This window comes from Pseudomonas sp. CC120222-01a (assembly GCF_003097235.1).
Classification (GTDB): Bacteria; Pseudomonadota; Gammaproteobacteria; order Pseudomonadales; family Pseudomonadaceae; genus Aquipseudomonas.
On record NZ_QEQQ01000002.1, the window covers coordinates 1 to 24,564 of the forward strand.

The 24,564-nt window shown below is 62.1% G+C and carries 24 protein-coding genes and 1 pseudogene; 21 read left to right on the top strand and 4 right to left on the bottom strand.

The features are described from left to right. A partial coding sequence (locus N430_RS02860) for a retention module-containing protein (protein ID WP_133248819.1) occupies positions 1 to 2,312 on the bottom strand: 2,312 nt, incomplete at its 3' end. A gap of 353 nt (positions 2,313 to 2,665) precedes the next feature. On the opposite strand from N430_RS02860, the gene N430_RS02865 reads away from it, so the two are divergent. The 13 genes and pseudogenes from N430_RS02865 (at position 2,666) to N430_RS02930 (ending at position 15,066) form a co-directional block, all read left to right on the top strand. After that, positions 2,666 to 4,003 carry a TolC family outer membrane protein gene (locus N430_RS02865; protein ID WP_110632573.1) on the top strand — a complete coding sequence of 446 codons (1,338 nt, stop codon included), beginning with the start codon at positions 2,666 to 2,668 and terminating at the stop codon, positions 4,001 to 4,003. 42 nt (positions 4,004 to 4,045) lie between these two features. Continuing rightward, entirely contained in the window at positions 4,046 to 6,202 is a 2,157-nt protein-coding gene (locus N430_RS02870) for a type I secretion system permease/ATPase (RefSeq protein ID WP_110632575.1), read from the top strand. After that, positions 6,192 to 7,568, top strand: coding sequence for an HlyD family type I secretion periplasmic adaptor subunit (locus tag N430_RS02875; RefSeq protein WP_110632578.1), 1,377 nt, complete (start codon positions 6,192 to 6,194; stop codon positions 7,566 to 7,568). The genes N430_RS02870 and N430_RS02875 overlap by 11 nt, the downstream gene beginning before the upstream one ends. Positions 7,569 to 7,821: 253 nt before the next feature. After that, positions 7,822 to 8,721, top strand: coding sequence for a TauD/TfdA family dioxygenase (locus tag N430_RS02880; protein ID WP_110632581.1), 900 nt, complete (start codon positions 7,822 to 7,824; stop codon positions 8,719 to 8,721). A gap of 17 nt (positions 8,722 to 8,738) precedes the next feature. Next, positions 8,739 to 9,758, top strand: a complete 1,020-nt coding sequence (locus tag N430_RS02885; RefSeq protein WP_110632584.1) for an ABC transporter substrate-binding protein — start codon at positions 8,739 to 8,741, stop codon at positions 9,756 to 9,758. A 6-nt stretch (positions 9,759 to 9,764) separates the two neighbouring features. Further along, positions 9,765 to 10,628 (top strand): ABC transporter ATP-binding protein, encoded by an 864-nt coding sequence (locus tag N430_RS02890; protein ID WP_110632588.1) that lies wholly within the window; start codon positions 9,765 to 9,767, stop codon positions 10,626 to 10,628. A 14-nt stretch (positions 10,629 to 10,642) separates the two neighbouring features. After that, positions 10,643 to 11,506 (top strand): ABC transporter permease, encoded by an 864-nt coding sequence (locus N430_RS02895; RefSeq protein ID WP_110632591.1) that lies wholly within the window; start codon positions 10,643 to 10,645, stop codon positions 11,504 to 11,506. 298 nt (positions 11,507 to 11,804) lie between these two features. Then, positions 11,805 to 12,280: pseudogene (locus N430_RS02905) on the top strand (Hcp family type VI secretion system effector). Positions 12,281 to 12,289: 9 nt separating this feature from the next. Next, the gene (locus tag N430_RS02910) at positions 12,290 to 13,264 is read left to right on the top strand and encodes a hypothetical protein (RefSeq protein WP_110632595.1); all 975 of its coding nucleotides are present in this window, start codon (positions 12,290 to 12,292) and stop codon (positions 13,262 to 13,264) included. After that, positions 13,261 to 13,644, top strand: coding sequence for a hypothetical protein (locus N430_RS02915; RefSeq protein WP_116583634.1), 384 nt, complete (start codon positions 13,261 to 13,263; stop codon positions 13,642 to 13,644). Before N430_RS02910 ends, N430_RS02915 begins: the two co-directional genes overlap by 4 nt. 139 nt (positions 13,645 to 13,783) lie before the next feature. Continuing rightward, on the top strand, positions 13,784 to 14,155 hold the full coding sequence (locus tag N430_RS02920; RefSeq protein ID WP_110632598.1) for a hypothetical protein: 372 nt from the start codon (positions 13,784 to 13,786) through the stop codon (positions 14,153 to 14,155). A gap of 128 nt (positions 14,156 to 14,283) precedes the next feature. Then, on the top strand, positions 14,284 to 14,634 hold the full coding sequence (locus tag N430_RS02925; protein ID WP_256592057.1) for a hypothetical protein: 351 nt from the start codon (positions 14,284 to 14,286) through the stop codon (positions 14,632 to 14,634). 72 nt (positions 14,635 to 14,706) lie between these two features. Then, complete coding sequence (locus tag N430_RS02930; protein WP_256592058.1) at positions 14,707 to 15,066, top strand: hypothetical protein; 360 nt, start codon at positions 14,707 to 14,709, stop codon at positions 15,064 to 15,066. 189 nt (positions 15,067 to 15,255) lie between these two features. On the opposite strand, the gene N430_RS02935 is transcribed toward N430_RS02930, so the two are convergent. Next, positions 15,256 to 15,813 carry a WYL domain-containing protein gene (locus N430_RS02935; protein ID WP_110632601.1) on the bottom strand — a complete coding sequence of 186 codons (558 nt, stop codon included), beginning with the start codon at positions 15,811 to 15,813 and terminating at the stop codon, positions 15,256 to 15,258. Positions 15,814 to 16,019: 206 nt separating this feature from the next. Here N430_RS02935 and N430_RS02940 point away from each other — a divergent pair, with 206 nt between their 5' ends. From N430_RS02940 to N430_RS02985, 8 genes are all read left to right on the top strand, one after another. Then, the gene (locus N430_RS02940) at positions 16,020 to 16,814 is read left to right on the top strand and encodes a tetratricopeptide repeat protein (protein ID WP_110632604.1); all 795 of its coding nucleotides are present in this window, start codon (positions 16,020 to 16,022) and stop codon (positions 16,812 to 16,814) included. Positions 16,815 to 16,920: 106 nt separating this feature from the next. Further along, positions 16,921 to 17,373 (top strand): MarR family winged helix-turn-helix transcriptional regulator, encoded by a 453-nt coding sequence (locus N430_RS02945; protein WP_060486199.1) that lies wholly within the window; start codon positions 16,921 to 16,923, stop codon positions 17,371 to 17,373. Then, positions 17,370 to 19,457, top strand: coding sequence for an FUSC family protein (locus tag N430_RS02950; protein ID WP_110632608.1), 2,088 nt, complete (start codon positions 17,370 to 17,372; stop codon positions 19,455 to 19,457). Before N430_RS02945 ends, N430_RS02950 begins: the two co-directional genes overlap by 4 nt. Next, the gene (locus N430_RS02955; protein ID WP_016392395.1) at positions 19,454 to 19,666 is read left to right on the top strand and encodes a DUF1656 domain-containing protein; all 213 of its coding nucleotides are present in this window, start codon (positions 19,454 to 19,456) and stop codon (positions 19,664 to 19,666) included. Before N430_RS02950 ends, N430_RS02955 begins: the two co-directional genes overlap by 4 nt. After that, positions 19,663 to 20,538, top strand: a complete 876-nt coding sequence (locus tag N430_RS02960) for an HlyD family secretion protein (RefSeq protein WP_110632609.1) — start codon at positions 19,663 to 19,665, stop codon at positions 20,536 to 20,538. Before N430_RS02955 ends, N430_RS02960 begins: the two co-directional genes overlap by 4 nt. Continuing rightward, positions 20,535 to 21,941, top strand: a complete 1,407-nt coding sequence (locus tag N430_RS02965; RefSeq protein WP_110632612.1) for an efflux transporter outer membrane subunit — start codon at positions 20,535 to 20,537, stop codon at positions 21,939 to 21,941. Before N430_RS02960 ends, N430_RS02965 begins: the two co-directional genes overlap by 4 nt. Positions 21,942 to 22,658: 717 nt before the next feature. Beyond that, positions 22,659 to 22,913, top strand: coding sequence for a hypothetical protein (locus N430_RS02980; protein ID WP_110632616.1), 255 nt, complete (start codon positions 22,659 to 22,661; stop codon positions 22,911 to 22,913). Between the two features lie 16 nt (positions 22,914 to 22,929). Further along, the gene (locus N430_RS02985) at positions 22,930 to 23,181 is read left to right on the top strand and encodes a DUF3077 domain-containing protein (protein WP_110632619.1); all 252 of its coding nucleotides are present in this window, start codon (positions 22,930 to 22,932) and stop codon (positions 23,179 to 23,181) included. A gap of 48 nt (positions 23,182 to 23,229) precedes the next feature. Here the strand turns inward: N430_RS02985 and N430_RS02990 are convergent, their stop codons facing one another. Both N430_RS02990 and lpoB read right to left on the bottom strand, forming a co-directional pair. Further along, positions 23,230 to 23,973 (bottom strand): penicillin-binding protein activator LpoB, encoded by a 744-nt coding sequence (locus N430_RS02990; RefSeq protein ID WP_110632622.1) that lies wholly within the window; start codon positions 23,971 to 23,973, stop codon positions 23,230 to 23,232. 3 nt (positions 23,974 to 23,976) lie between these two features. Then, positions 23,977 to 24,564, bottom strand: a complete 588-nt coding sequence (gene lpoB / locus N430_RS02995; RefSeq protein WP_110632625.1) for a penicillin-binding protein activator LpoB — start codon at positions 24,562 to 24,564, stop codon at positions 23,977 to 23,979.

Sequence of the window (24,564 nt, forward strand, 5' to 3'; positions counted from 1 at the left end):
TCGGTGATTGCAGTCACGGCCGGGGTCGGGCTGACCGCCAGCTGCTCGAAGTTACCGCCGGTAGTACCGGTAATGGTGGTGCTGACTGTCGAGCCATTGTTGTAGACGTCGTTGGCCGGAGTCTGGAAGTCCACGCTGCCGGAATTCTTTCCGGCTTCAACGGTGATCGTCTGGCCATTGGACAGGGTCACGGTCACCGGGGTCTGGGCTGGGTTGCTCAACGTCACGGTGTAAGTGATCACACCGCCTTCAGTCACGCTTGGCGTGGCACTGAGGGTAGCGGTAGTGGTGTCGATCGAGTCACTGACCACGGTCTCGGCTGGCGTCTTGACGATGTCCAACTGCTCGAAATTACCGCCGGTAGTACCGGTGATGGTGGTGCTGACGGTCGAACCGTTGTTGTAGACGTCGTTGACCGGGGTCTGGAAGTCCACGCTGCCAGTGTTCTTGCCGGCTTCAACGGTGATGGTCTGGCCATTGGACAGGGTCACGGTCACAGCGGTCTGAGCCGGGTTGCTCAGGGTCACGGTGTAAGTGATCACACCACCTTCGGTGACGCCTGGAGTGGCAGTCAATGTGGCGGTGGTGGTGTCGACCGAGTCGCTGATAACGGTTTCAACCGGGGTCTTGTTGACGTCCAGGGCTTCGAAGTTACCGCCTTCAGCCTTCTCGATCGAAACAGAAACGGTGGAGCCGTTGTTGTAGACGTCGTTGGCCGCTGTCGGCACATCGACACTACCCACGGCTTTGCCCGCTTCGACGGTGATGGTCTGGCCGTTCGACAGGGTCACGGTCACCGGAGTCTGGGCAGGGTTGCTCAGGGTCACGGTGTAGGTGATCACGCCACCCTCGGTCACGCTAGGCGACGCGGTCAGGGTAGCGGTGGTGGTATCGATCGAGTCGCTGATGACGGTCTCGGCAGGCGCCGGGTTCGGCGTCAGCTGCTCGAAGTTGCCGCCAGTGGCACCGGTGATGGTGGTGCTGACAGTCGAACCGTTGTTGTAGACATCATTGGCCGGGGTCTGGAAGTCAACGCTACCGGTACTTTTGCCGGCTTCGACGGTGATGGTCTGGCCGTTCGACAGGGTCACGGTCACCGGAGTCTGTGCAGGGTTGCTCAGGGTCACGGTGTAGGTGATCACGCCCCCCTCGGTCACGCTAGGCGACGCGGTCAGGGTGGCAGTGGTGGTATCGACCGAGTCGCTGATGACGGTCTCGGCAGGCGCCGGGTTCGGCGTCAGCTGCTCGAAGTTGCCGCCAGTGGCACCAGTGATGGTAGTGCTGACAGTCGAACCGTTGTTGTAGACATCATTGGCCGGGGTCTGGAAATCAACGCTACCGGTACTCTTGCCGGCTTCGACGGTGATGGTCTGGCCGTTCGACAGGGTCACGGTCACCGGAGTCTGTGCAGGGTTGCTCAGGGTCACGGTGTAGGTGATCACGCCACCCTCGGTCACGCTAGGCGACGCGGTCAGGGTGGCGGTGGTGGTGTCGATGGTGTCGGTGATTTCGGTCACTGCCGGCGTCTGCGGCAGGGTCACGATCACGTTGCCGCCACCGGTGGTGCCGGTCACGGTGGTGGAAATCTGCCCGCCATCGATGTACGGCGTGTCATTCCCTGCAACCGGCACGTTGACGGTGCCGGTGGTCTGGCCGGCCGGAATGACGATGACCGCGCCGTTCGACAGGGTCACGGTCAGGTTGGTCGCCGGAGCCTGGCCAACGGTGGCGGTATAGACGATGACGCCACCCGCTTCGGTGATGGAAGGGGTGGCGCTGAGGGTGAGGTCGGTCGCGATCATCGTGACCGCCGTACTGGAGGTGGTATCGACCCCTCCGGTTTCCTCGGTGGTCGCTGCGGTGGCGAAGCCTATCGGGGCCGTAGGGAAGCCGATCGTCGGGTCCACGCTGCCGGCCGTGGCGTCGAGCATCACGAAGCTGTGGCCGCCGCCTGCCGCGCCGCCACCGCCTGCCGCCGAAGGGCCGGCTGCCGTGGCTTCGAGCTGCGTGGTCGGGTCAACACCGGCAGCGATCGCCTGCTGCAGCTCTTCAACCGACGGGGCGGCTTGTGCGGCAGCCAGGCCCAGGTCGGTGCTGCTGTCCGGCGCATCGGCGCTCCACTGGGAGTCGCGACCCAGGTCGAGCAGGCGGCCATCGGCCAGTTCGAGGGTAACGGCCCCGCCCGCGCCCGTGAGCACCTGCTCGCCCGCTAACAGGCGATCACCCTCGATGAGTACGCGCCGGATGCCTTCTGGGGATACTGCGATGACCTGGCCAACAATGCTCTTGACGATGGCAACAACGCTGCTCATTGGACTCTCCGGCTTACCCGATGATAGGACGTCCCTGCTCCGAATGGCGCTCAGGGCGCTGCATCAGGCGGAATTGTGTCATTAATATGTCTGAAATTTTTGACGTCAATAAATTGGCTATAACTCATTGGAATTAACTTTATGCCAAACTATTGACCTTATGTTCGTCATCCTAAACAATCGACGAAGTAATGTCACATTGATATTTGAACGTTTGCATTCCCTTCCCGAAGTGCCTCTCGAAGTGCCCCGTTGGAAGCTCGCTCATCGCTCAGATCAGGTTGCCATTTTCCAAACCTGCACAGCTTCTGCCGTGATTCAGAACAACAGCGCCTTCGGGGATCCGTAAAAACATGCGTGCGCCACTGTTTACCGCTCTGCCACTCGCTTTTGTCGCCACTTTTGCCCACGCCCAGACGCTGCCAGAAGCCATGCAGCAGGCCCTTGAAGTGCACCCCGAGATCCAGGCCGGCGTGAATGCGCGCGTGGCCGCGGACTACCAGTTGCGCGCCGCCAAGGGCGGCTATTTGCCGCAGGTCAACGTCACCGCCGGCTACGGCCGTGAAGGCAGCGACAGCCCGAGTACCGGCAACCGCTGGGAAACCCTGAACCGTGGCGAGTCGGCCATCCGTCTGCGGCAGATGGTGTTCGACGGCTTCGCCACCTCCAGCGAAGTTGGCCGCCAGCAGGCCACCGCCAACTCCCGCGCCTATGCACTGATGGACACCTCCGAGCGCACTGGCCTGGACGTGGCCAAGGTCTATCTGGACGTGCTGTCGCGCCGCGAGATGGTGCGCCTGGCCCAGGAAAACCTGCAGAACCACGAACGCATCCTCGACCAGATCAAGCTGCGCACCAGCCGTGGCGTCGGTCGTCTGGCCGACCTCGATCAGGCTGAAGCGCGCCTGGCCCAGGCCCAGAACAACCTGATCACCGAGCAGACCAACCTGGCCGACGCCAACACCAACTTCCTGAGCGTGGTGGGGCAGATGCCGGATGAGCTGAGCGCCCCGGCGCCGTTCATCGATCTGCTGCCCGCCAGCCTGGAAGAAGCCCGCGCGCAGATGGTAGAAAGCAGCCCGGTGCTGCGCTCGGCCGAATCGGACATCGCCGCGGCGGAAAAACAGTACGATGCCGCCAAATCCAGCTTCTACCCGCGCTTCGATGCCGAACTCGGCCGCACCGCCGACAACAACATCGACGGTGTCGTTGGTCACAACAACGATTGGGAAGCCATGGTGCGGATGAACTTCAACCTGTACGCCGGCGGCAGCAACAAGGCCGAGCTGGAAGCCAAATCGCACCTGGCAGGCCAGGCCCTGGACATCCGCAACAACGCCCTGCGCCAGCTCAACGAAGAACTGGGCCTGGCCTGGAACGCCCAGGAAAACGCCAACGCCCAGGTGCCGATCGCCCAGCAGTACGTTGACCACAGCAACCGCGTGCGCAGCGCCTACCAGCAGCAGTTCAGCCTCGGCGAGCGAACCTTGCTCGACCTGCTCGACAGCGAGAACGAAACCTTCACCGCCCAGCGCCGTCTAGTAGAGGTGAAGAATATTCAGTTGTTTACTCAGTACCGAATCAAGGCGACCATTGGCCAACTGCTCAAGAGCCAGGGTGTGGTCGCGCCGATGGCCACCGTTGTGCAGAACGATTTGAAACCCCGGGTGAACCTGCCAGGCCTGAACTGAGGGGCACCCATCCACTACCCGCCAGGTTGAAGAGAGCACCGCGTGGAATCCGAAGTCAGTCGAGTCCAACTCAACCACGATCCACGCAGTCAGCATGACGATCCATTACTGGATAGCCTGCTGACGCTGTGCGTCCTGCATCAGAAGCCTGCCAGCCGGGCGATGCTCACCACTGGTTTGCCGCTGCCGTCCCAGCGCCTGAACGCCGAGCTGCTGCCCCGCGCCGCCGCTCGCGCCGGCCTGCAGGGGCGCCTGCTGCAACGCAAGCTGGAGCAGATTCCGAGCATTGCCATGCCGGCCATGCTGCTGCTCAAGGAAGGCCGCGCTGCGGTGCTGCTGGGCTGGGAGAGCGACGGCAGTGCACGCCTGCTGCTGAGTGAGAGCGATGGTGGCGAGGTGCTGGTCAGCCGCGAGGCGCTGGACGAGGACTACAGCGGCAAGGTGTTCTTTGCCCAGCCGCAGCACAAGTACGATGTCAACCACGGCAACCTGATCCCGCGGGCCAAGTCCTGGTTCCGCGACACCCTGCTGCGCAGCAAGTGGCTGTACATTGACGCCATCGCCGCCAGCCTGGTGATCAACCTGATCGCCCTGGCCGCGCCGTTGTTCGTGATGAACGTCTACGACCGCGTGGTGCCCAACCAGGCCACCTCGACCTTGTGGGTACTGGCCATCGGCATCACCGGCGCGTACCTCTTCGACTTGATCCTCAAAGGCCTGCGCGGCCTGTGCCTGGACCTGGCCGGCAAGAAGACCGACCTGATCATCTCGGCCACGCTGTTCGAGCGCATCGTCGGCATGTCGATGAAGTACCGCCCGGCGCGGGTCGGCAGCTTTGCCCAGAACATCCACGAGTTTCAGGGCCTGCGCGACTTCCTCGCCTCGCTGACCCTGACCAGCCTGATCGACCTGCCGTTCACGTTCATCATCCTCCTGGTCATCGCCATCATCGGCGGGCACCTGGTGTGGATCCCGATCCTCGCCTTCCCGCTGGCCCTGGGCATCGGCTACGCCCTGCAGCGGCCGCTGATGGCGACCATGGAACGGACCATGGCGCTGGCTTCCGAGCGTCAGTCGAGCCTCATTGAAACCCTGGCCGGCCTGGACGCGGTCAAGGTCAACAACGCCGAAAGCGAACGCCAGTACATGTGGGAGCAGACCCTCGGCACCCTCAGCCGCCTTGAGCTGCGAGTGAAGGTGCTGTCGAGCCTGGCGATGAACATCACCCTGCTGATCCAGCAGCTGGCTGGCGTGGCGATGATCTGCGTCGGCGTGTACCTGATCATCGACGGCAACCTCAGCATGGGCGGCCTGGTGGCCTGCTACATGCTCAGCGGCCGCGCCCTGGGCCCGTTGAGTTCGCTCAACGGCCTGCTGGCCCGCTACCAGCAGGCCAAGGTGACCATGGTCTCGACCAACCAGATGATGGAGCTGCCGCAGGAGCGCAACTTCGAGGAGCGCCCGCTGAGTCGTAAGGTGCTGCAGGGCGGCATCGAGTTCCGCGGCGTCGACTTCACCTACCCGAACCAGCAGAACCAGGCGCTCAAGGGCATCAACCTGAACATCCGCCCGGGCGAGAAGGTCGGCATCATCGGCCGCAGCGGCTCGGGCAAGAGCTCGCTGGCCAAGCTGATCGTCGGCCTGTACGAAACCGACAACGGCTCGCTGCTGGTGGACGGCGTGGACATCCGCCAGATCGACGTCAGCGAACTGCGCCACAACGTCGGCTACGTCCCGCAGGACATCCAGCTGCTGGCCGGTACCCTGCGCGACAACCTGGTCAGCGGTGCCCGCTACATCGAGGACGAGCTGATCCTGCAAGCCGCCGAGCTGGCTGGCGTGCACGAATTCGCCCGGCTGCACCCGGATGGCTACGAGCTGCAGGTCGGCGAGCGTGGCCAGAACCTTTCCGGCGGCCAGCGGCAGAACGTCGCCCTGGGCCGTGCGCTGCTGCTCAACCCGCAGATTCTGCTGCTCGATGAGCCGACCAGCGCCATGGACAACACCGGCGAAGAGCGCCTCAAGCAACGCCTGCAGGCCGTGGTGGAAAACAAGACCGTGCTGCTGGTCACCCACCGTGCCTCGCTGCTGTCACTGGTCGACCGGTTGATCGTCATCGACCGAGGGCAGATTGTCGCCGATGGCCCGAAAGCCACGGTCATGGATGCGTTGAAGAAGGGGCAAATCAGTGTTGCATAAGCTCGATTTCGGCGTGTTCAAGGACGGCCTGCGTCGCTATTTCAAAGGCTCCGACTCGCTCAACGGGCAGCCGCTGCCCGAGGTCAACAAAGCGCTCATCGAAGACGCCCCGCGCGTCGTGCGCCTGACCATCTGGGGCGTGATCGCGTTCTTCCTGTTCCTCATCGTCTGGGCCAGCTTCGCGCCCATTGACGAGGTGACCCGCGGGGAAGGCAAGGCCATCCCGTCGTCCAAGGTGCAGAAGATCCAGAACCTCGAGGGCGGCATCGTCGCCGAGATCTTCGCCAAGGAAGGGCAGGTGGTCGAGGTCGGCCAGCCGCTGCTGCGCCTGGACGAAACCCGTTTTGCCTCCAATGTCGGTGAAACCGAGGCCGACCGCCTGGCCATGGCCCTGCGCGTCGAGCGCCTGAGCGCCGAGGTCGAGGACCGACCGCTGAAGATCGACGAAGAGCTGCGCAAGGCCGCGCCAAGCCAGGCAGCGGACGAGCAGTCGCTGTACCAGAGCCGCCGCCAGCAGTTGCAGGACGAGCTCGGTGGCCTGCAGCAGCAGCTGGTGCAGAAGCAGCAGGAACTGCGCGAATTCACCTCCAAACGTGCCCAGTACGCCAACAGTTTGCAGTTGCTGCGCCAAGAGATCGGCATGTCCGAGCCGCTGGTGGCCCAGGGCGCGGTCTCCCAGGTGGAGGTGCTGCGCCTGCGCCGCTCCGAAGTGGAAACCCGTGGCCAGATGGACTCCACGGCGCTGGCCATCCCGCGTGCCGAAGCGGCCATCAAGGAAGTCGAGAGCAAGATCGAAGAGACCCGCGGCAAGTTCCGCAGTGAGGCGCTGACCAAGCTCAACGAGGCCCGTACCGAGCTGAACAAGGCCACCGCCACCAGCAAGGCGCTGGATGACCGCGTCAGCCGTACCCTGGTCACGTCGCCGGTGCGCGGCATCGTCAAGCAGCTGCTGGTCAACACCATCGGCGGGGTGATCCAGCCGGGCAGCGACATCATCGAGATCGTGCCGCTGGACGACACCCTGGTGGTCGAGGCGAAGATCCTGCCCAAGGACATCGCCTTCCTGCACCCAGGGCAGGAAGCGACCATCAAGTTCAGCGCCTACGACTACACCATCTACGGTGGGTTGAAGGCCAAGCTGGTGCAGATCGGCGCCGATACCATCACCGACGAAGACAAGAAGACCACCTACTACCTGATCAGGCTGCGCACCGAGAAGAGCCATCTGGGCACCGACCAGAAGCCGCTGTTGATCATCCCTGGCATGGTCGCCACGGTGGACATCATGACCGGCAAGAAGACCATCATGAGCTACCTGCTCAAGCCGATCATGAAGGCCCGCGACGAGGCCCTGCGCGAGCGGTAAGTCTGCACCGACCCTTTCGCGGGCTTGCCCGCGAAGAGGCCGGTACAGGCAGCACCAGAATCGAGCACTGACACCCTTCATATCTTTATTCTTTAAAGATATTTAAATTATTTTTCTTATGCATTTATAGTCAATCCCACTGCGTACCCGTCGACCAATCGATGCGCCGCACGACTCGAACCCACACGGGTAATCCCCGTGCGTTTCTGATCGTTGCGCGCCATTGACGTCGCGCACTGCGTGGGAGTGAAACATGCCAGCCGCCTCGAACGCCTTGTCGTCCATCGACAGCGCCCAGCCGCAAACCTTCGAAATCCGCCCGTTCTCCGGTGCCGTCGGCGCCGAGATCATTGGCCTGGACCTGGCCAAGCCGGTCACCGCCGAGGATTTCACCCGAATTCATCGCGCCCACCTCGACCACCATGTATTGGTGTTCCGTGACCAGCGTATCAGTCCGGAACAACAGATCGCCTTCAGCCGCCGCTTCGGCGAGCTGCAGATCCATGTACTCAAGCAGTTCCTGCTCGCAGGCCATCCGGAAATCCTGATCGTCTCCAACATCGTCGAGCACGGCCAGAACATCGGCCTGGGCGATGCCGGCAAGTTCTGGCACTCGGACCTGTCGTACAAGGAACTGCCAAGCCTCGGGTCCATGCTGCACGCCCAGGAGCTGCCAAGTGAAGGTGGCGACACCCTGTTCGCCGACATGCACAAAGCCTGGGACGCCGTGCCCGAGGCCCTGCGCAAGGTGGTCGAAGGCCGCAGTGCCGCGCACTCCTACACCGCCCGTTATGCTGAAACCAAGTTCGAGGGCAACTGGCGCCCGACCCTGACCGCCGAGCAGCTCGCGCAGGTGAAGGAGGTCATCCACCCGGTGGTACGGACCCACCCGGAAAACGGCCGCAAGGCGTTGTTCGTCAGCGAAGGCTTCACCACCCGCATCGTCGGCCTGCCTGACGATGAAAGCCGCGACGTGCTGCAGCAGCTGTACGCGCTGAGCGTGCTTGAGCAGAACATCTACCGCCATCAGTGGCAGCCCCACGACCTGGTGTTCTGGGACAACCGTTCGCTGATCCACCTGGCTACCGGTTGCCCGGCGCACCTGCGCCGCAAACTGTTCCGCACCACCATCCAGGGCGATGCCCCGTTCTGACGACTGAGGAATTCATCATGCGCAAATCCATCAGCCGCCTGGCGGCAAGCATCGGCCTGGGCGCCAGCCTGGTTGTCGGCAGCCTGGCGGCCCCCGCCGTGGCGCACGCCGAAGGCAAGATCCGCATCGCCGAGCAGTTCGGCATCGTCTACCTGCTGCTCAACGTGGTACGCGACCAGCACCTGATCGAGAAGCACGGCAAAGAGCAGGGCATCGACATCGAGGTCGACTGGGCGCAGCTGTCCGGCGGCTCGGCGATCAACGACGCGCTGCTGTCCGGTTCGGTGGACATCGCCGGTGCCGGGGTCGGCCCGCTGTTGACCGTGTGGGACCGCACCAAGGACCGGCAGAACGTCAAGGCCGTGGCCTCACTGGGCAACTTCCCGTACTACCTGGTCAGCAGCAACCCGAACGTGAAGACCATCGCCGATATTTCCGACAAGGACCGCATTGCGGTGCCGGCCGTGGGGGTTTCGGTGCAGTCACGCTTCCTGCAGTACGCCGCCGCCCAGCAGTGGGGCGACAAGGAATACAACCGCCTCGACAAGTACACCCTGGCCGTGCCGCACCCCGATGCCACCGCCGCGTTGCTGGCCGGCGGCACCGAACTGAACGGGCACTTCTCCAACCCACCGTTCCAGGACCAGGCGCTGGCCAACAAGGACGTGCACGTGGTGCTCAACAGCTATGACCTGCTCGGCCCCAACTCGCCGACCCTGCTGTTCGCCACCGAGAAATTCCGCAAGGACAACCCCAAGACCTACAAGGCCTTCGTCGATGCCCTGGCCGAGGCGGCAGACTTCGCCCAGAAGGACAAGGCCGCTGCAGCGGATACCTACATTCGCGTGACCAAGGCCAAGATCGACCGCGACGCGCTGATCAAGCTGATCGACAACCCGCAGTACGAGTTCACTGTCACGCCGAAGAACACCTACAAGCTGGCCGAGTTCCTGTATCGGGTTGGCGCCATCAAGCACAAGCCGGAATCGTGGAAGGACTACTTCTTCCAGGATGAACGCCCGCTGCAGGGGAGCTGACCGACCATGACCGCCCCTTTGCCAGGCCACACGGCCAGCAACCTGAGCCGTGTCGCTACACCACCGTTGCTCCAGGTGGACAACCTGAGCCTCGAATACCGCACCGCGCAGCGCGTGGTGCGGGCAACCCATCAGGTCAGCTTCGAAGTCGACCGGGCCGACCGTTTCGTCCTGCTTGGCCCGTCGGGCTGCGGCAAGTCGACCTTGCTCAAGGCCGTAGCCGGTTTCATCGCCCCCCGGGAAGGGCAGATCCTGTTGCAGGGCCAGCCGGTCAACGGCCCCGGCCCTGACCGCATCGTGGTGTTCCAGGAGTTCGACCAGCTGCCACCATGGAAAACGGTGAAAGAGAACGTCATGTTCCCGCTGGTGGTGTCTGGCCAGCTCAAGCGCGCCGAGGCCGAGGAGCGGGCCCTGCACTACCTGGACAAGGTTGGCCTGGCCGCCTTTGCCGACGTCTACCCGCACATGCTGTCGGGCGGGATGAAGGCCCGCGTGGCGATCGCCCGGGCGCTGGCCACCCAGCCGAAGATCCTGCTGATGGACGAACCGTTCGCCGCGCTCGATGCGCTGACCCGGCGCAAGATGCAGGAAGAACTGCTGCTGCTGTGGGAGGAAGTGCGCTTCACCTTGTTGTTCGTCACCCACTCCATCGAGGAGGCGCTGGTGGTCGGCAACCGCATCCTGCTGTTGTCGCCCCATCCGGGCCGGGTCCGGGCCGAGGTGCACAGCCACCAGTACGACCTCGGCAGCCTCGGCGCTGCTGACTTCCAGGCCAGCGCGCGGCGCATCCATCGCTTGCTGTTCGACGAGGCCGAAGCCCCTGAACAGGCCGATGACCTGGGCTTCAACGACATTCGCATCGCCTACTGACAGGAGCTTCAGCCATGACCCCTACACCTGTGCGCCAGGAATACGAGGTGCAGCTGGAGCCTTTGCTCAGTGTGCCTGTGGAACGCAACCTACCGTTGGCCCAGCGCCTGTGGCAGCACGGCTGGCTGCGCAAGGCCGTGATCCTGGTGGTGATCGCCGCCTTGTGGGAAGCGATCGCCCGCTACCAGGGCAACGACCTGCTGCTGCCGACCTTCCTGCAGACCGCCGTCGCGTTGTGGGACGGCCTGCTCAGTGGCGAGCTGCCGGCCAAGGTCGGTGTGTCGCTGGTGATTCTGCTCAAGGGTTACCTGCTGGGCATCGTGTTGGCCTTCGGCCTGACCAGTCTGGCGGTGTCGACCCAGCTCGGGCGCGATCTGCTGGGCACCCTGACCTCGATGTTCAACCCGTTGCCGGCGATTGCCCTGCTGCCGTTGGCGCTGTTGTGGTTCGGGCTGGGTGACAACAGCCTGATCTTCGTGCTGGTGCATTCGGTGTTGTGGGCACTGGCGCTGAATACCTATGCGGGCTTTCTCGGGGTGTCGGAAACCCTGCGCATGGCCGGGCGCAATTACGGCCTGAAAGGGCTGCGCCTGGTCCTGCACATCCTGGTGCCAGCGGCGTTGCCCTCGATTCTTTCGGGGCTGAAGATCGGCTGGGCGTTCGCCTGGCGCACGCTGATCGCTGCCGAACTGGTGTTCGGCGCCAGCAGTGGCAAGGGCGGGCTGGGCTGGTACATCTTCCAGAACCGCAACGAGCTGTATACCGACAAGGTGTTTGCCGGGTTGGCGGTGGTGATCCTGATCGGCTTGCTGGTCGAGGGGCTGGTGTTCAATACCCTGGAGCGGTTGACCGTTCGGCGGTGGGGCATGCAGCGGTAGTTTTCCTGTGCCGGCCTCTTCGCGGGCACGCCCGCTCCCACAGGTACTGCACAGTGTTCAGGACCTGCGCGATCCCTGTGGGAGCGGGCTTGCCCGCGAAGAGGCCGGCACAGGCGACCAATTCACTAGCGGTGGGCCGCGGCCCTTGTCCTGAAAAGCTTTCATACATTTACAAGCTAATTTGTCGGTAAAGTTGTAGGAAAATTCTGAATTTAGTCTCGATTTCCTTAGAACCATTGCGGTCACCTTTCCTCGCGCCTAGCCTGTTCCGCTCATTCGTTTACAAGGAACAGTAATCATGGCTTTCGACGCATTCATTCAAATCGCGGAAATCGCTGGCGAATCACAAGACGAGCAATACAAGCACTGGATCGAGGTTCTCAGCTACACGTTCGGCACCAGCCAAAGCACCTCTGCTACCGCAAGTTCCGCAGGGGGCGCCACCTCCGGGCGTACCACCCTGAGCAATCTGACCTTCACCAAGTCAGCTGCAAACTGCTCGAAGCCAGTTGCGCCGGGCAGTACCTGAAAGAAGTCAGGCTGGTCGTCTGCCGCGCCGGTGGCGACAAGCTCAAGTACTACGAAGTCGTGCTCGAAGAAGTGATCGTTGCCGATTTTATACAAGGCGTGCACTCCGGCGTGCCGACTGAAATCGTCCAACTCAACTACGGCCGTATCAAGACCATCTACACCCGGCAGCAGCGCGCCGATGGCGGTGCTGGCGGCAGTGTCACCGGTGGCTGGGACCGTATCGCCAACAAGATATTTGCGTGAGGAACGACCATGTCAGAGGCACGCAGCTACATAAATCCCAAGGCACAGAACTACGCGACCCTGAAGAACGGCACGCCGATGAATGCCAATCAGCAGGCTAAGTTCGATGTGCTCAATGCGCATATCGCCAACGCGGTTGTCCTGGCCGGAGAATTGGTGATCGTCGGTGATCCAAGCACTTCCTCCTGTACCAGCCATGAAGCCTTTCTCATGGGCAAGGCGGCAGGTATTCACCGTGACATTGTCTTCAACGGTGGCGGTGTCGATGGGTTCATGCTGGATAACTTCGAAATGCTGCAGAGTCTGCTGTCCCATGCGTCGATGGGGGCAGGGGCCGCGAGTGATGGCTGGGCCAGGCATCTGGATGCGATCAAGAAGACGCTGGAACAGATTGAGCAATTGCACCGCGAGCACATGAGTGGTGGTACGTTCAGGGCGCGGGAGGAGTTTTATGCCAAACGTGCGGCGCTGTTTAGCAGGCTGGATGAGCAGTTGGGGAAAACCGCTGCTTACGGCTCTGGTCTACGAAATCAGGGATCGATCAAGCGGATGCTGCAGCTTTCCACTAAACGCTATCTGAGTACCGGTGAAATTACGGGGTATGCAAAGAAGGTAACGGGAGTGGCGAGGGCTGCGAGTCTGATCAAAAAAGGTGCTTACATTGGGGTTGCATTGGATGTGGCCGCAACTGGGTTGTCTATTCAAAATGCATGCACCCTAGGTCGTGAGGAAGAGTGCAGGAAGGCTAAATACGTCGAGTTGAGCGGTTTGACAGGAAGTATATCTGGCAGTGCTGCTGGAGGGATCGTAGGCGGTGCTACGGTAAGTGCAATGTGTGTGGCACTCAGTATTCCCTCTGCTGGTAGTGTCGGTGTTGCATGCGCTGTTATTGGAGGTGCTATAGGTGGTAAGTATGGTGGCGATTTTGGGAAGGAGTGGTTTGGAGCGCTTGGGGAGATAGTGTATGAGTGGACGCTCGAATGAAATCGACAGTCGCAGTGGTAATGATGTCTATGCTCTTGGTTTGGATGATAATTAGCCTGATTTTCATGGTTTATCTAGCATGCCGATATCTTGATGTGATTGAGTCGGAGCTGTCAGGATGTAGCTATGTGCGTGATAATCGGCTGAATTTTTCATCGGCGGGATTGCTAGGTAAGGTGTTGCGTACCTGCCTGGCCGCAAACATGCTTATGATGCCTTGGATTTTTGTCCGCAGAGGAGTTGCGGATGCTTCCGAAATATTGCGTTTTCCAAGAAGCGTGAGAATTAAGATGCTAGTCTGTTGGGGGGGGTTAATGCTTTCAATAGTCCTGTTTTTTGTTTCTCACAACATCCTGAAGTATTTTAATCTGCCTGCTTGAATGTATGAACATTGATGCTCCATCTCAATGTGCATCCTGATGTTGATCGCCGCCGAACCGGTAATTGTTGCCAACAGTGGCGGGGTTGACTGGTACGGTGAGTGAAGGGCAGGGGGTTCCTATGCCGCAAGGTATCAGAATGAATATGTTTGAACCTGGCCTGGTTGTCTTGTTGGGTTTTAGCTTTGGAATAATAACTCTACTTGTCCTGGTGTATGTTGCTTGTACACATATAGATAGAGTTGAGTCATTTTTTGAAGGGTCTAAGTATGTGCAGGGCGTCAAGGAGGCCTTTTCCAATGCAGGTATGCCGGGAAAGGTTCTGCGTATATGTAGTATTGCCTGTCTTTTGACACTGCCAGGCCCTTATGTGCGTCGCGGGCTAGCGAACGGCGAGGAGGTAAAGAAGTTTCCGAGATCAATGAGGCGTATGTTGATTGGGCTTTGGTTAGCACTGACCTTTGAGATCTTAGCGATGCTGGCATTTAGGGTCTGGCTATATTTTGTTTGAATTGCTCTGGGTAGTCGTAACCTTGGTGAGTTTATAAGAATCACCTTGGTGGCGGTAGGTGGGGTGCCAAGGTCTATGTTCAGAGAGACAATGAGTCAGGTCCTATGTGAGTCCTCAAAGTGACGAATATGCAGATAGTTGTGCTCGGCGTTTGCTTGTTTGCTTCGCCAGTGCTGATGTTTGCGGCATGGATTTTTGTCGCTTGTCGATATCTTGAGTATATTGAATCTTTATTAAAGAATAGCAATATTGTTGTCGGTAATCGGGATAATTTGTCCGGTGCCGGGCTATTGGGGAAGGTTTTGCGTGTGGGGGGAATTTCCGCGATGCTATCCGTGGGCCAGTTTTGTGTTCGAAAGGGTTTGGCTGACGCTGGAGATTTACAAGCAGTACCTGATCGCCTCAAGAGGCTGCTGATTATGCTGTGGTTCGTGCACTTGTTTTTATTTCATCATTGGCGTCCTTCTGCATATGGGTAGGTATTTTACGAGGCTGATTGCTAAGTAAGTGCTGCAGCGGCGATTCGTGAACTTTTACATGAGTAGTAAATCGTGAGTAAATTTGAGATTAATTTGGTTGCGATTTGTTTTTTCTTCTTGGCGATGGTTGCATTTTTAGTGCAGATGTATGTCGCCATGAGACATCTTGATGAGGTTGAAGGACTGCTGTCGAAAAGCGATTTTGTATTGGGGAATAAGAAGCTTTATTTGCACGCGGGCTTCCTCGGTAAAATTATGCGTATCAGTACGATATCAACACTGTTGACTGTGCCGAGATTATTTGCACGCAGAGGATTGGTTGATGTGACTCAACTGCGAGATTTTCCAAATTCGATGAAAAGGATTTTGGTCGGAACTTGGTGCGCGATGTGTATTTCTTCAATGATCTTCTTGATGCTCGGATCTTTTTAGAGTGGTGGGATCCTGATCGGTCTGCTAGTCGGGGAGTGGTGGGGGATGCAGAGGTAATACACCTGTGCCGGCCTCTTCGCGGCGGTTTGACGCCTCGGTAAACCCGCTCCCACATGTGCTGCGCAGCATTCAGGGCCTGCGGAATCTCTGTGGGAGCGGGTTCACCCGCGAAGAGGCCAGCACAGGCAGCTAATTCACGTACTGTGCAGCCGCATTGCTCAAGGTCCTGGCGATCTCTTCGCGCAGCGCCTGCGGCTCTTCGACCACCAGGCTTTCCCCTTGGCTCAATACCCACCAGCGCAATGGCCCGCCATCTTCCACCGTGGCCCGCAGCCGATGCCCCTGGTCCAACGCGGTCAACTGCATGTCCACGCTCAACGGCGCTTCACGCAACTGCCTGGCCAAAGGATCGCTGACCCAGGCCTGCATCTCGATCCCTTCACCCTGAACCGGCTGAAGCGAATCACCACGCAAATATCCCTGCAGGTCGAAATTCCCCCGCAACTCGCCAGCAACGTTCGCCGTCCAGTGCCAGCCAAACGGAATGCTCTTGTCATTGCGATCCAGCGGAAAGATCAGCGACAACTCATTGAGGTCCCGCTCCACCGTACGTTTGCTGACATTGAAGCCCACATCGCGCAGGCGCCACACCAGTTCGGCGCTGGTAATGCCAGGGGAGCGGCTGGGTAACTGGCGCAGCAGCGCCCACTGACGGCTGAGGGTGGCGCGGGTGGTGGCGAACGGCAAAAGGTAACGTCCTTGTCTAGGCTTGCCGCAACAGGATGGCGGCTCGAGCGGGTCATGGCAATTAGCCATAACTCGCTCAGATCCAGGAATACGCAATTGGTTGCCTTGCCCCGAATCGTTCGCGACAGGTTTTGACGTGACGTCGCGCAGAATCACGCCTCATCACAGCCGCGGTCGGGCCTGTGGGTCGTTCAATGAGGATGAACATGTCTGCTGTCAGCAATATCCATTCGCTGCTCGCCCGTCTTCTGCCTGAGCAGGTCATTTGCCCACCGACACACGCCGGCAGGCGACAGCGGCTGTTTGCCGGGGTAGGGCAGCCCAGCCAGCGCGCGCTGTTGGTCAACCGCCTGGACGAGGCCCACGACCTGCAGGCGGTGTACACCGACCTGCGCCAGCAGGCACTGGCCGGCAACGTGGCGGCACTCAACGACCTCGGCTGGATCTGGCTCAATGGCAAGTACTGGCGTGCCGACACCGCCCTGGCTGGGCACCTGCTGCGCATGGCGGCGCTGCAGGGCAATGCGGCGGCGTGGTTCAACCTGGGGCAGCAGCATTATTTCGGCAAAGGCGTCGAAACCTCCTATGCCCAGGCCGAGGAATGTTATCGCCAGGCCTTCGAGCGGGGCATGCTGCATGCCGCTGCTGCGTTGGGTGACCTGTACGAAGAAGAGGTCTGCGATGCCGCACTGGGCTGGCAGGTGGACCCAGGCCAGGCCTACCAGTGGTTCTTGCGTGGCGCCGAGCGTGGCGAGGCGCGTTGCCGGTTCGAAATGGGCTACCGCTTGTTGCATGGCCTGTACGTGGACGCGGACATCAAGGCCGCGCTGTATTGGCTGGAGCTGGCGGCGGCAACCGGGGTGATGCAGGCGGCCGAGGAGTTGGCGGTGCATTTCAGCAGCCGGGACGACGCGCGTTACCAGGACTGGCGTGACCGGGCGGTGCAGATGGGCAGCACCTTGGCCCTGACCATGAAACTGGAAGACCAGGTTCAGCCCTGAATGAACAAGAATTCATCAAGGCCCCCCGTCGCCCGCTGTTGACGACAGGGGGAGGCACAGGCGTATATTGATAGTTAGCAAACTATGAATATCCTTGGTTCTTCTCATGTCCATTGACTCCCTGCGCCTGCAAGTCAGCAGCGGCATGGTGGTTGCCGCTCGCCACTGGCGGCGCATCTGCCACAACGCCCTGATCGGCTACGGTATCTCCGAGGCCTGCGCCGCACCGTTGCTGATGATCGTGCGCCTGGGCGATGGCGTGCACCAGGTGGCCGTGGCCCAGGCTGCTGGCCTGGAAAGCCCGTCGCTGGTGCGCTTGCTCGACCAGCTGTGCAAGGCTGGCCTGGTCTGCCGCAGCGAAGACCCGCTGGACCGCCGTGCCAAGGCCCTGAGCCTGACCGCCGAAGGCCGTCGCCTGGCCGAAGCCATCGAAGCCGAGCTGGTGCGCGTACGCCATGACGTGCTGCAAGGCATCGACGAGGCCGACCTGCAGGCCGCGCTGCGCGTGTTGCGTGCCTTCGAAGCCGCTGGCCTGGGTACTGCAGGCGGGGTGGCATGAACGGTTTCTTCAGCTCGGTGCCGCCGGCCCGCGACTGGTTCTACGGCGTGCGCACCTTCGCCGCGTCGATGATCGCCCTGTACATCGCCCTGCTGCTGCAGTTGCCGCGCCCGTATTGGGCGATGGCCACCGTCTACATCGTCTCCAGCCCGTTCGTCGGCCCGACCAGCTCCAAGGCGGTGTATCGCGCCGTGGGTACGCTGCTCGGTGCTGCCGGGGCGATCTTCTTCGTGCCGCCGCTGGTGCAGTCACCGTTGCTGCTGAGCATCGCCATCGCCCTGTGGACCGGCACCCTGCTGTTCCTCTCGCTGAACCTGCGCACGGCCAACAACTACGTACTGATGCTGGCCGGCTACACCTTGCCGATGATTGCCCTGGCGGTGGTCGACAACCCGCTGGCGGTGTTCGACGTGGCGTCCTCGCGGGCCCAGGAAATCTGCCTGGGGATCGTCTGCGCGGCAGTGGTTGGTGCGATTTTCTGGCCGCGCCGGCTGGCACCGGTGGTAGTGGGCGCCACCGGCAGCTGGTTCACCGAGGCGATCCGCTACAGCGACACCTACCTCGCCCGTGAAGCCAGCGCCGACAAGGTCGGTGGCATGCGCGGCGCAATGGTCACCACCTTCAACTCGCTGGAGCTGATGATCGGCCAGCTCGGCCACGAAGGTGCCGGCCCGCATACCTTGAAGAACGCCCGCGAGCTGCGCGGGCGGATGATCCACCTGCTACCGGTGATCGACGCCCTCGACGACGCCCTGGTCGCCCTCGAAGGCCGCGCCCCGGCCCATTACGCGCAGATCCAACCGGTGCTGGATGCCGCCCGCGAATGGCTCAAAGGCACCGCCGACAGTGCCTCCATAGCCCGCTGGACCGCCCTGCACGAGCAGATCGACCGCCTGCAGCCCGGCGCCGCCGCCCTCGACCAGCGTGCCGAGCTGCTGCTGTCCAACGCCCTTTACCGCCTCACCGAATGGGCTGACCTGTGGCAGGACTGCTGCTCCTTGCAGCACGCCCTGCGCACCGACGACCCCAACCCCTGGCGCGCGGTCTACCGCCACTGGCGCCTGGGCCGGCTGACGGCGTTCTTCGACCGTGGCCTGATGCTCTACTCGGTGGTCTCCACAGTGCTGGCGATCGTCGTCGCCTGTGGCCTGTGGATCGGACTGGGCTGGAACGACGGCGCCAGTGCGGTGATCCTTGCCGCCGTGTCGTGCAGCTTCTTCGCCGCCATGGACGACCCGGCGCCGCAGATCTACCGGTTCTTCTTCTGGACCCTGATGTCGGTGATCTTCTCCAGCCTGTACCTGTTCCTGGTGCTGCCCAACCTGCACGACTTCCCGATGCTGGTGCTGGCCTTCGCGATCCCGTTCATCTGTGTCGGCACCCTGACCGTGCAGCCACGCTTCTACCTCGGCACCTTGCTGACCATCGTCAACACCTCGACGTTCATCAGCATCCAGGGCGCCTACGACGCTGACTTCTTCACCTTCCTCAACTCCAACCTGGCCGGCCCCGTGGGCCTGCTGTTCGCCTTCATCTGGACCCTGGTGATGCGCCCATTTGGCGTGGAGCTGGCGGCCAAGCGCATGACCCGCTTCGTCTGGCGCGACATCGTCGAAATGACCGAGGCGGCGACCCTGGCCGAGCACCGCCAGGTCGGCGTGCAGATGCTCGATCGCCTCATGCAGCACCTGCCACGCCTGTCGCAGACCGGCCAGGACAGCGGCGTGGCGCTGCGTGACCTGCGCGTGGGGTTGAACCTGCTCGACCTGCTGGCCTATATGCCGCGCGCCGGCCAGCAGGCCCGCGAGCGCCTGGGCACAGTGATCGAGGAAGTCGGCGCGCATTACGCCGCCTGCCTGCGTGCTGGCGAGCGCCTGCATGCCCCGGCCGCGCTGCTGCGCAACATGGAGCGTGCGCGCCTGGCGCTGAACCTGGATGAACTGTACGAGCGCGGCGATGCACGCACTCATCTGCTGCATGCCCTGGCAGGCCTGCGCCTGGCCTTGCTGCCGGGTGTCGAGGTGATGCTCGAGCCTGCCGAACAACCGCAACTGCCCCCCGGCCTCGATGGAGCGCCCCTGTGATCGGTGAACTGGATATCAGCGGGGTGTTCCTGCCCACGCTGCTGGTGATGATGTTTGGCACCTACCTGCTGTTCCTGGGGGTGCACGCGGTGCTGGTGCGCCTTCATTTCTACCGCCTGGTCTGGCACCGGGCGCTGTTCAACGTTGCCCTGTATGCCGTGCTGCTGGGTGCGGTCGACCACTTTTGCCGAAGCCTGATGCTGCCATGAAAAAACCTTTGCTGACCCTGGGCCGTGTGGTCCTGACCTTGCTGGTAGTGACCTTCGCCGCCGTGCTCGTGTGGCAGATGGTGGTGTACTACATGTTCGCCCCCTGGACCCGCGACGGGCACATCCGTGCCGACGTGATCCAGATTGCCCCGGACGTGTCCGGCCTGATCCAGAAGGTCGAGGTGCGCGACAACCAGACCGTCAAGCGCGGCGATGTGCTGTTCACCATCGACCAGGACCGCTTTACCCTGGCCCTGCGCCAGGCCAAGGCGACCCTCGGCGAGCGCCAGGAAACCTTGGCCCAGGCGTCCCGCGAAGCGCAGCGTAACCGCAAGCTCGGCAACCTGGTGGCGGCCGAGCAGCTGGAAGAGAGCCAGTCCCGCGAGGCTCGCGCCCGTTCGGCGGTCAGCGAGGCCCAGGTGGCGGTCGATACTGCCCAGCTCAACCTCGACCGCTCGGTGGTGCGCAGCCCGGTAGATGGCTACCTCAACGACCGCGCCCCGCGTGACCATGAATTCGTCAGCGCTGGCCACCCGGTGCTGTCGGTGGTCGACAGTGCCTCGTATCACGTCGATGGCTACTTCGAGGAAACCAAGCTCGGCGGCATCCACATCGGAGACGCCGTGGACATCCGCGTGATGGGCGACAACACCCGCCTGCGCGGCCATGTGCAGAGCTTCGCCGCCGGCATCGAAGACCGTGACCGCGTCAGCGGCGCCAACCTGCTGCCCAACGTCAACCCGGCGTTCAGCTGGGTGCGCCTGGCCCAGCGCATTCCGGTGCGCATCGCCTTCGACGAAGTGCCGGCAGACTTCCGCATGATCGCCGGGCGCACGGCCACCGTGTCGATCCTCGAGGGCCAGCGCCCATGAAACAGCTGATCCTGGCGGGGTTCTGCCTGTCCCTGGGGGCCTGCATGATGGTCGGCCCCGATTACCAAGTGCCGAAGGACGCGGCGGTGCAACGCAGCGACCTCAACGGCCCGTTGCGCCAGGATGCCGACAGCGTGGTGTCGGCGCCGGTGCCCGAGGACTGGTGGCAGCTGTATCAGGATCAACGCCTCAACGAACTGGTGCGCCAGGCGCTGAGTGCCAACACTGAATTGCGCGTGGCCGCGGCCAACATCGCCAAGGCCCGTGCCCAAGTCGAAGTGGCCGAGTCCCAGGGCGGCTTCAATGGCGGCATCAAGGCCGGCGCCCAGCGCCTGCAGGAGTCTGGCCAGGCCTTCCTGCTGCCGGAGAAGGTACCGGTGGCCAATATCGGCGAGGCGATCATCAGTGCCTCGTACCAGTTCGACCTGTGGGGCACCTTCAAGCGCGGCACCGAGGCCGCCAAGGCCAATGCCGACGCAGTACAGGCCGCCGCCGACACCGCACGCATCACCCTGGTGGCCGACGTGGTCAAGGCCTACACCCAGGTGTGCTCGGCCAACGAGGAATTCCATATCGCCCGCGAGTCGCTCGACCTGCAGGAACAGAGCGTGAAGCTCAACCAGCGCCTGCGCGACGCCGGCCGTGGCGACGAAACCCAGGTCACCCGCTCGCAGACCCAGTTCAAGTCGTTGCGCGCCGAACTGCCGCGTTTCAAGGCCGAGCGCGAAACGGGCGTGTACACCCTGGCGGCGCTGCTGGCCGTGCCTGTGGATAAGTTGCCCGCCGGTACCGCCGATTGCGCCGAGCTGCCGCACCTCAACCAGTTGGTGCCGGTCGGTGACGGCGCGGCCCTGCTCAAGCGCCGCCCGGACGTGCGCCAGGCCGAACGCCAGCTGGCGGCGGCCACCGCCGAAATCGGCGTGGCGACGGGTGCGCTGTACCCGGACATCAGCATCGGTGCCCAGGTCGGCACCATCGGTATCCTTGAAGAGCTTGGCGATCCGTCGACCAACCGCTGGGGCTTTGGCCCGCAGATCAGCTGGAGCATCCCGACCAACGGCACCCGCGCGCGGATTCGCATGGCTGAAGCCTCGACCCAGGCTGCCCTGGCGCATTTCGACGGCGTGGTGCTGAACGCCATCCGCGAGACCCAGACCCGTCTGGCCCAGTACAGCGCCCTGCTGGACCGGCGTGATGCGCTGGCTGAGGCGGAGAAATCGGCGAAGGAAGCGGCGGATCAGACGCACCGGTATTACCAGGCGGGGCGTGAGTCGTTCCTCGCCGACCTGCAGGCGACGCGGACCTATACCGATGTGCGGGCGCAGTTGGCGGCGGCTAACAGCCAGGTGGCGTTGGGGCAGATTGGTGTGTTCCTGGCGTTGGGTGGGGGGTGGAAGCAGTGAGGTTTTGGCTTGAGATTGGGTGATGGCTGAAATGTGTCCGCCTTGACGCATTCAGCGCCTATGAGATCGAGCGCCGCCCGCGCGGCGCATCGCGGGCAAGCCCGCTCCCACATCTGTTTCGGGCAATATCTCCTGTGCCGCCAACAGGATCTGCCTCGGTGCATGTCTGGAGACAGATGGAGCGGCATTGGCGCTCACCGAAATGCATCGCCATGCCAACAAGGCGGTCCCTGTTGGCGGCACAGGAATGACTGGCCCGAAACAGATGTGGGAGCGGGCTTGCCCGCGATGCGCCGCGCGGGCGGCGCTCGATCTCATAGGCGCTGCAAACCTGTCGGCAGGCACCTGTCCGCCCTCACCCTATCTCCCGGCAGGCATCTCCTGAATCCACTAAAGTCCCTTGCTGTCAGACATCTCCGAACTTGAAACCAAATGCTTCAGTTCTGATTTCATGTCGAATTATCCTACGGCACCTGTCGGAAGGTGCTGTCTTGGCTGGGAAGTGCTCCCGGACTACTGTTCCTGGGTCGCCTCGCAAGGCGATCGGGCGTGAGACACCCGTTTGGTACAGGGCGCATCGCTTATGGCGGTCGTGCGCGGGCAGGCTTTTGCCTGGCCGGGTCTCCTGTACCCCGGGTCTCACCCCGTGCACGGCTGCCACCCAAATCCGTGAGACGAGGAGGAAGGCAGGACATTTCCATGTACAGGAGTTCCGCCATGAAAAAGCTAGTCCCCGACCCACCTCCTACCTCTATCCCTCAACTCGACATCCCCGGCTTCTCGCTCATCACGCCACCCGGCACCGGGCAATGCAATGCGCTGATGCACGCCATGACCCTCACCGTGCAGCAAACCTACGGCGTCCTGCTGGACAGCGAGCCAGGCCCGCAGCGTGATGCCATGGCCATGAACATCCGTCTGCTGTGCCGAATGGTCTCTGCCCTGGCCGAACACTCGGACCTCCCCGTCTAAAGCAAGGAGCGACAGGATGAGCACTTATCCACAGGACGCAGTAACGGCAGGGTTGGAAACCTTCGATCTTTTCAGCCTCAAGCCCAACGTGCCCTTTGACCATGCCTTCTCGCAGCTATCAGTGTTGCTCGGCTGCATCCGCCACCTCACCACCGAAGCAGAAATGGAGAACGACCGCATGGCCGGCAGCGCGGCGCGAATTCTCAGTGAAATGGCCAAGGCGCTGATCGACGATATGGAGCTGGGGCTGAACAAGGTTCGTCAATAAACTTCAAGTACATGGGGCCGCATAGCGGCCCTTCGCCAGGGCCCTGTCTCAACGCAAGATCTTCGCCGGCTCATCCGGCGGCAAGTCATTCTGCCCGCTCGTGGGCGCTTCCCGGTCATTGGGCGACCCACGCAACTGTTCGACCATCTGCCGCGCCACGTCCATGCCCAGCTCCTTGGACACTTCACGTACCACCCGCGGGCGGTTCGGCGTCACCTGGCGGTCCCGGCTGCTGACCAGCTTGGTGTCCTGCCCCTCACCCATGGCCGTGAACGCCGAGGTGATCTCGAAGGTGCGGGTGTCGATCAGGCTGAAGTCGGCCACCACGCTCAGGGCCAGCACCGACGAGTAGCTGCTGGTATTGGCCAGCGCGCCGACATCGCGCTGGAAGTCGATGTCCGAGAGGGTGCCGAACAGCACGTAGTCGGCGCCGGGGAAGGCGCCGGCCTTGATCCGCGCGATCACGTCATGCACGTCCTCACCGGACGAGGCGGTGTATGGTTTGCCTTGCACCAGCTGGAACAGCCCGGTCTTGAGGATCTCGCCCTTGATGTCGCCGCCGAAATTGCGCAGCTCGGTCTGCTCGATGTAGCCCTTGCTGCTTTCGTACTCGCTGTAACTCGACGAGTGGCTGCTGTTGTACGGGCTCGACTGGCCATCGTTCTGGGCGTTGACGGTGTGGATGTATTCTTCCACACGTGCTTCGTAGGCCAGGTCGGTGACCGCGAGCATGGGCGCCGCGTGTGCCGAAAACGCCCAGGCCAGGCCGATCACTGCCATCCATGCTTTCATCGCTCAGCGCTCCGTGGTCTTGCGGATTTCTTTCTCGTCCATCCATTCGGCCAGGCCGCTTTCAACGTCGACCAGCTGCAGGCTGAACTTGTAGAACACGTCCTTGTAATCGCTGCTGCGCTTGACGATGGAGCTGATCGAGCCTTCCAGCCGGTAGCGTGCGGCGATCATGTTGCCGGTTTTGGCAACGGTGCTCTTCTTGTACAGGCCGCTCTGGTTCTGCAGTTGCAGCTGGTCGACCTGGCTCTGCATGTCGGTGTTGTCGCTGGCGAACCGAGCGGTACCCGACTTCATCAACTGGGTCTTGATCGAAGTGGTGATCTCGCGGGTGTCGATGTACTCGCTGGTCTTGTTCTTCACGTCGTATACCTGCACCACCGGGCGGCCATGCAGCACGCCGGACTGGGCCAGCGAGCGGGTCATGCTCTCGGCGATCATCTGCAGGTCGGTGGAGCCGAATTCGTTGGTCACAAGCTCCACGGCCCTGGCGTCGCCATAGCTGATGTTGCCGCTGCCCAGCACGGGCGACGGGGTGCTGCAGCCGCTGACCAGGGCGATGGCGAGGGCGGCAAGGGAAAGGCGTGCAAGCAT

Bases quoted from the DNA above. Each gene is read 5' to 3' on its own strand.
- N430_RS02920 (WP_110632598.1), top strand. From the start codon at position 13,784: ATGAATATGTTTGAACCTGGCCTGGTTGTCTTGTTGGGTTTTAGCTTT.
- N430_RS02915 (WP_116583634.1), top strand. From the start codon at position 13,261: ATGAAATCGACAGTCGCAGTGGTAATGATGTCTATGCTCTTGGTTTGG.
- N430_RS02925 (WP_256592057.1), top strand. From the start codon at position 14,284: ATGCAGATAGTTGTGCTCGGCGTTTGCTTGTTTGCTTCGCCAGTGCTG.
- N430_RS02910 (WP_110632595.1), top strand. From the start codon at position 12,290: ATGTCAGAGGCACGCAGCTACATAAATCCCAAGGCACAGAACTACGCG.
- N430_RS02950 (WP_110632608.1), top strand. From the start codon at position 17,370: ATGAACGGTTTCTTCAGCTCGGTGCCGCCGGCCCGCGACTGGTTCTAC.
- N430_RS02890 (WP_110632588.1), top strand. From the start codon at position 9,765: ATGACCGCCCCTTTGCCAGGCCACACGGCCAGCAACCTGAGCCGTGTC.
- N430_RS02865 (WP_110632573.1), top strand. From the start codon at position 2,666: ATGCGTGCGCCACTGTTTACCGCTCTGCCACTCGCTTTTGTCGCCACT.
- N430_RS02980 (WP_110632616.1), top strand. From the start codon at position 22,659: ATGAAAAAGCTAGTCCCCGACCCACCTCCTACCTCTATCCCTCAACTC.
- lpoB (WP_110632625.1), bottom strand. From the start codon at position 24,564: ATGCTTGCACGCCTTTCCCTTGCCGCCCTCGCCATCGCCCTGGTCAGC.
- N430_RS02880 (WP_110632581.1), top strand. From the start codon at position 7,822: ATGCCAGCCGCCTCGAACGCCTTGTCGTCCATCGACAGCGCCCAGCCG.
- N430_RS02885 (WP_110632584.1), top strand. From the start codon at position 8,739: ATGCGCAAATCCATCAGCCGCCTGGCGGCAAGCATCGGCCTGGGCGCC.
- N430_RS02895 (WP_110632591.1), top strand. From the start codon at position 10,643: ATGACCCCTACACCTGTGCGCCAGGAATACGAGGTGCAGCTGGAGCCT.
- N430_RS02940 (WP_110632604.1), top strand. From the start codon at position 16,020: ATGTCTGCTGTCAGCAATATCCATTCGCTGCTCGCCCGTCTTCTGCCT.
- N430_RS02965 (WP_110632612.1), top strand. From the start codon at position 20,535: ATGAAACAGCTGATCCTGGCGGGGTTCTGCCTGTCCCTGGGGGCCTGC.
- N430_RS02985 (WP_110632619.1), top strand. From the start codon at position 22,930: ATGAGCACTTATCCACAGGACGCAGTAACGGCAGGGTTGGAAACCTTC.
- N430_RS02945 (WP_060486199.1), top strand. From the start codon at position 16,921: ATGTCCATTGACTCCCTGCGCCTGCAAGTCAGCAGCGGCATGGTGGTT.
- N430_RS02990 (WP_110632622.1), bottom strand. From the start codon at position 23,973: ATGAAAGCATGGATGGCAGTGATCGGCCTGGCCTGGGCGTTTTCGGCA.
- N430_RS02960 (WP_110632609.1), top strand. From the start codon at position 19,663: ATGAAAAAACCTTTGCTGACCCTGGGCCGTGTGGTCCTGACCTTGCTG.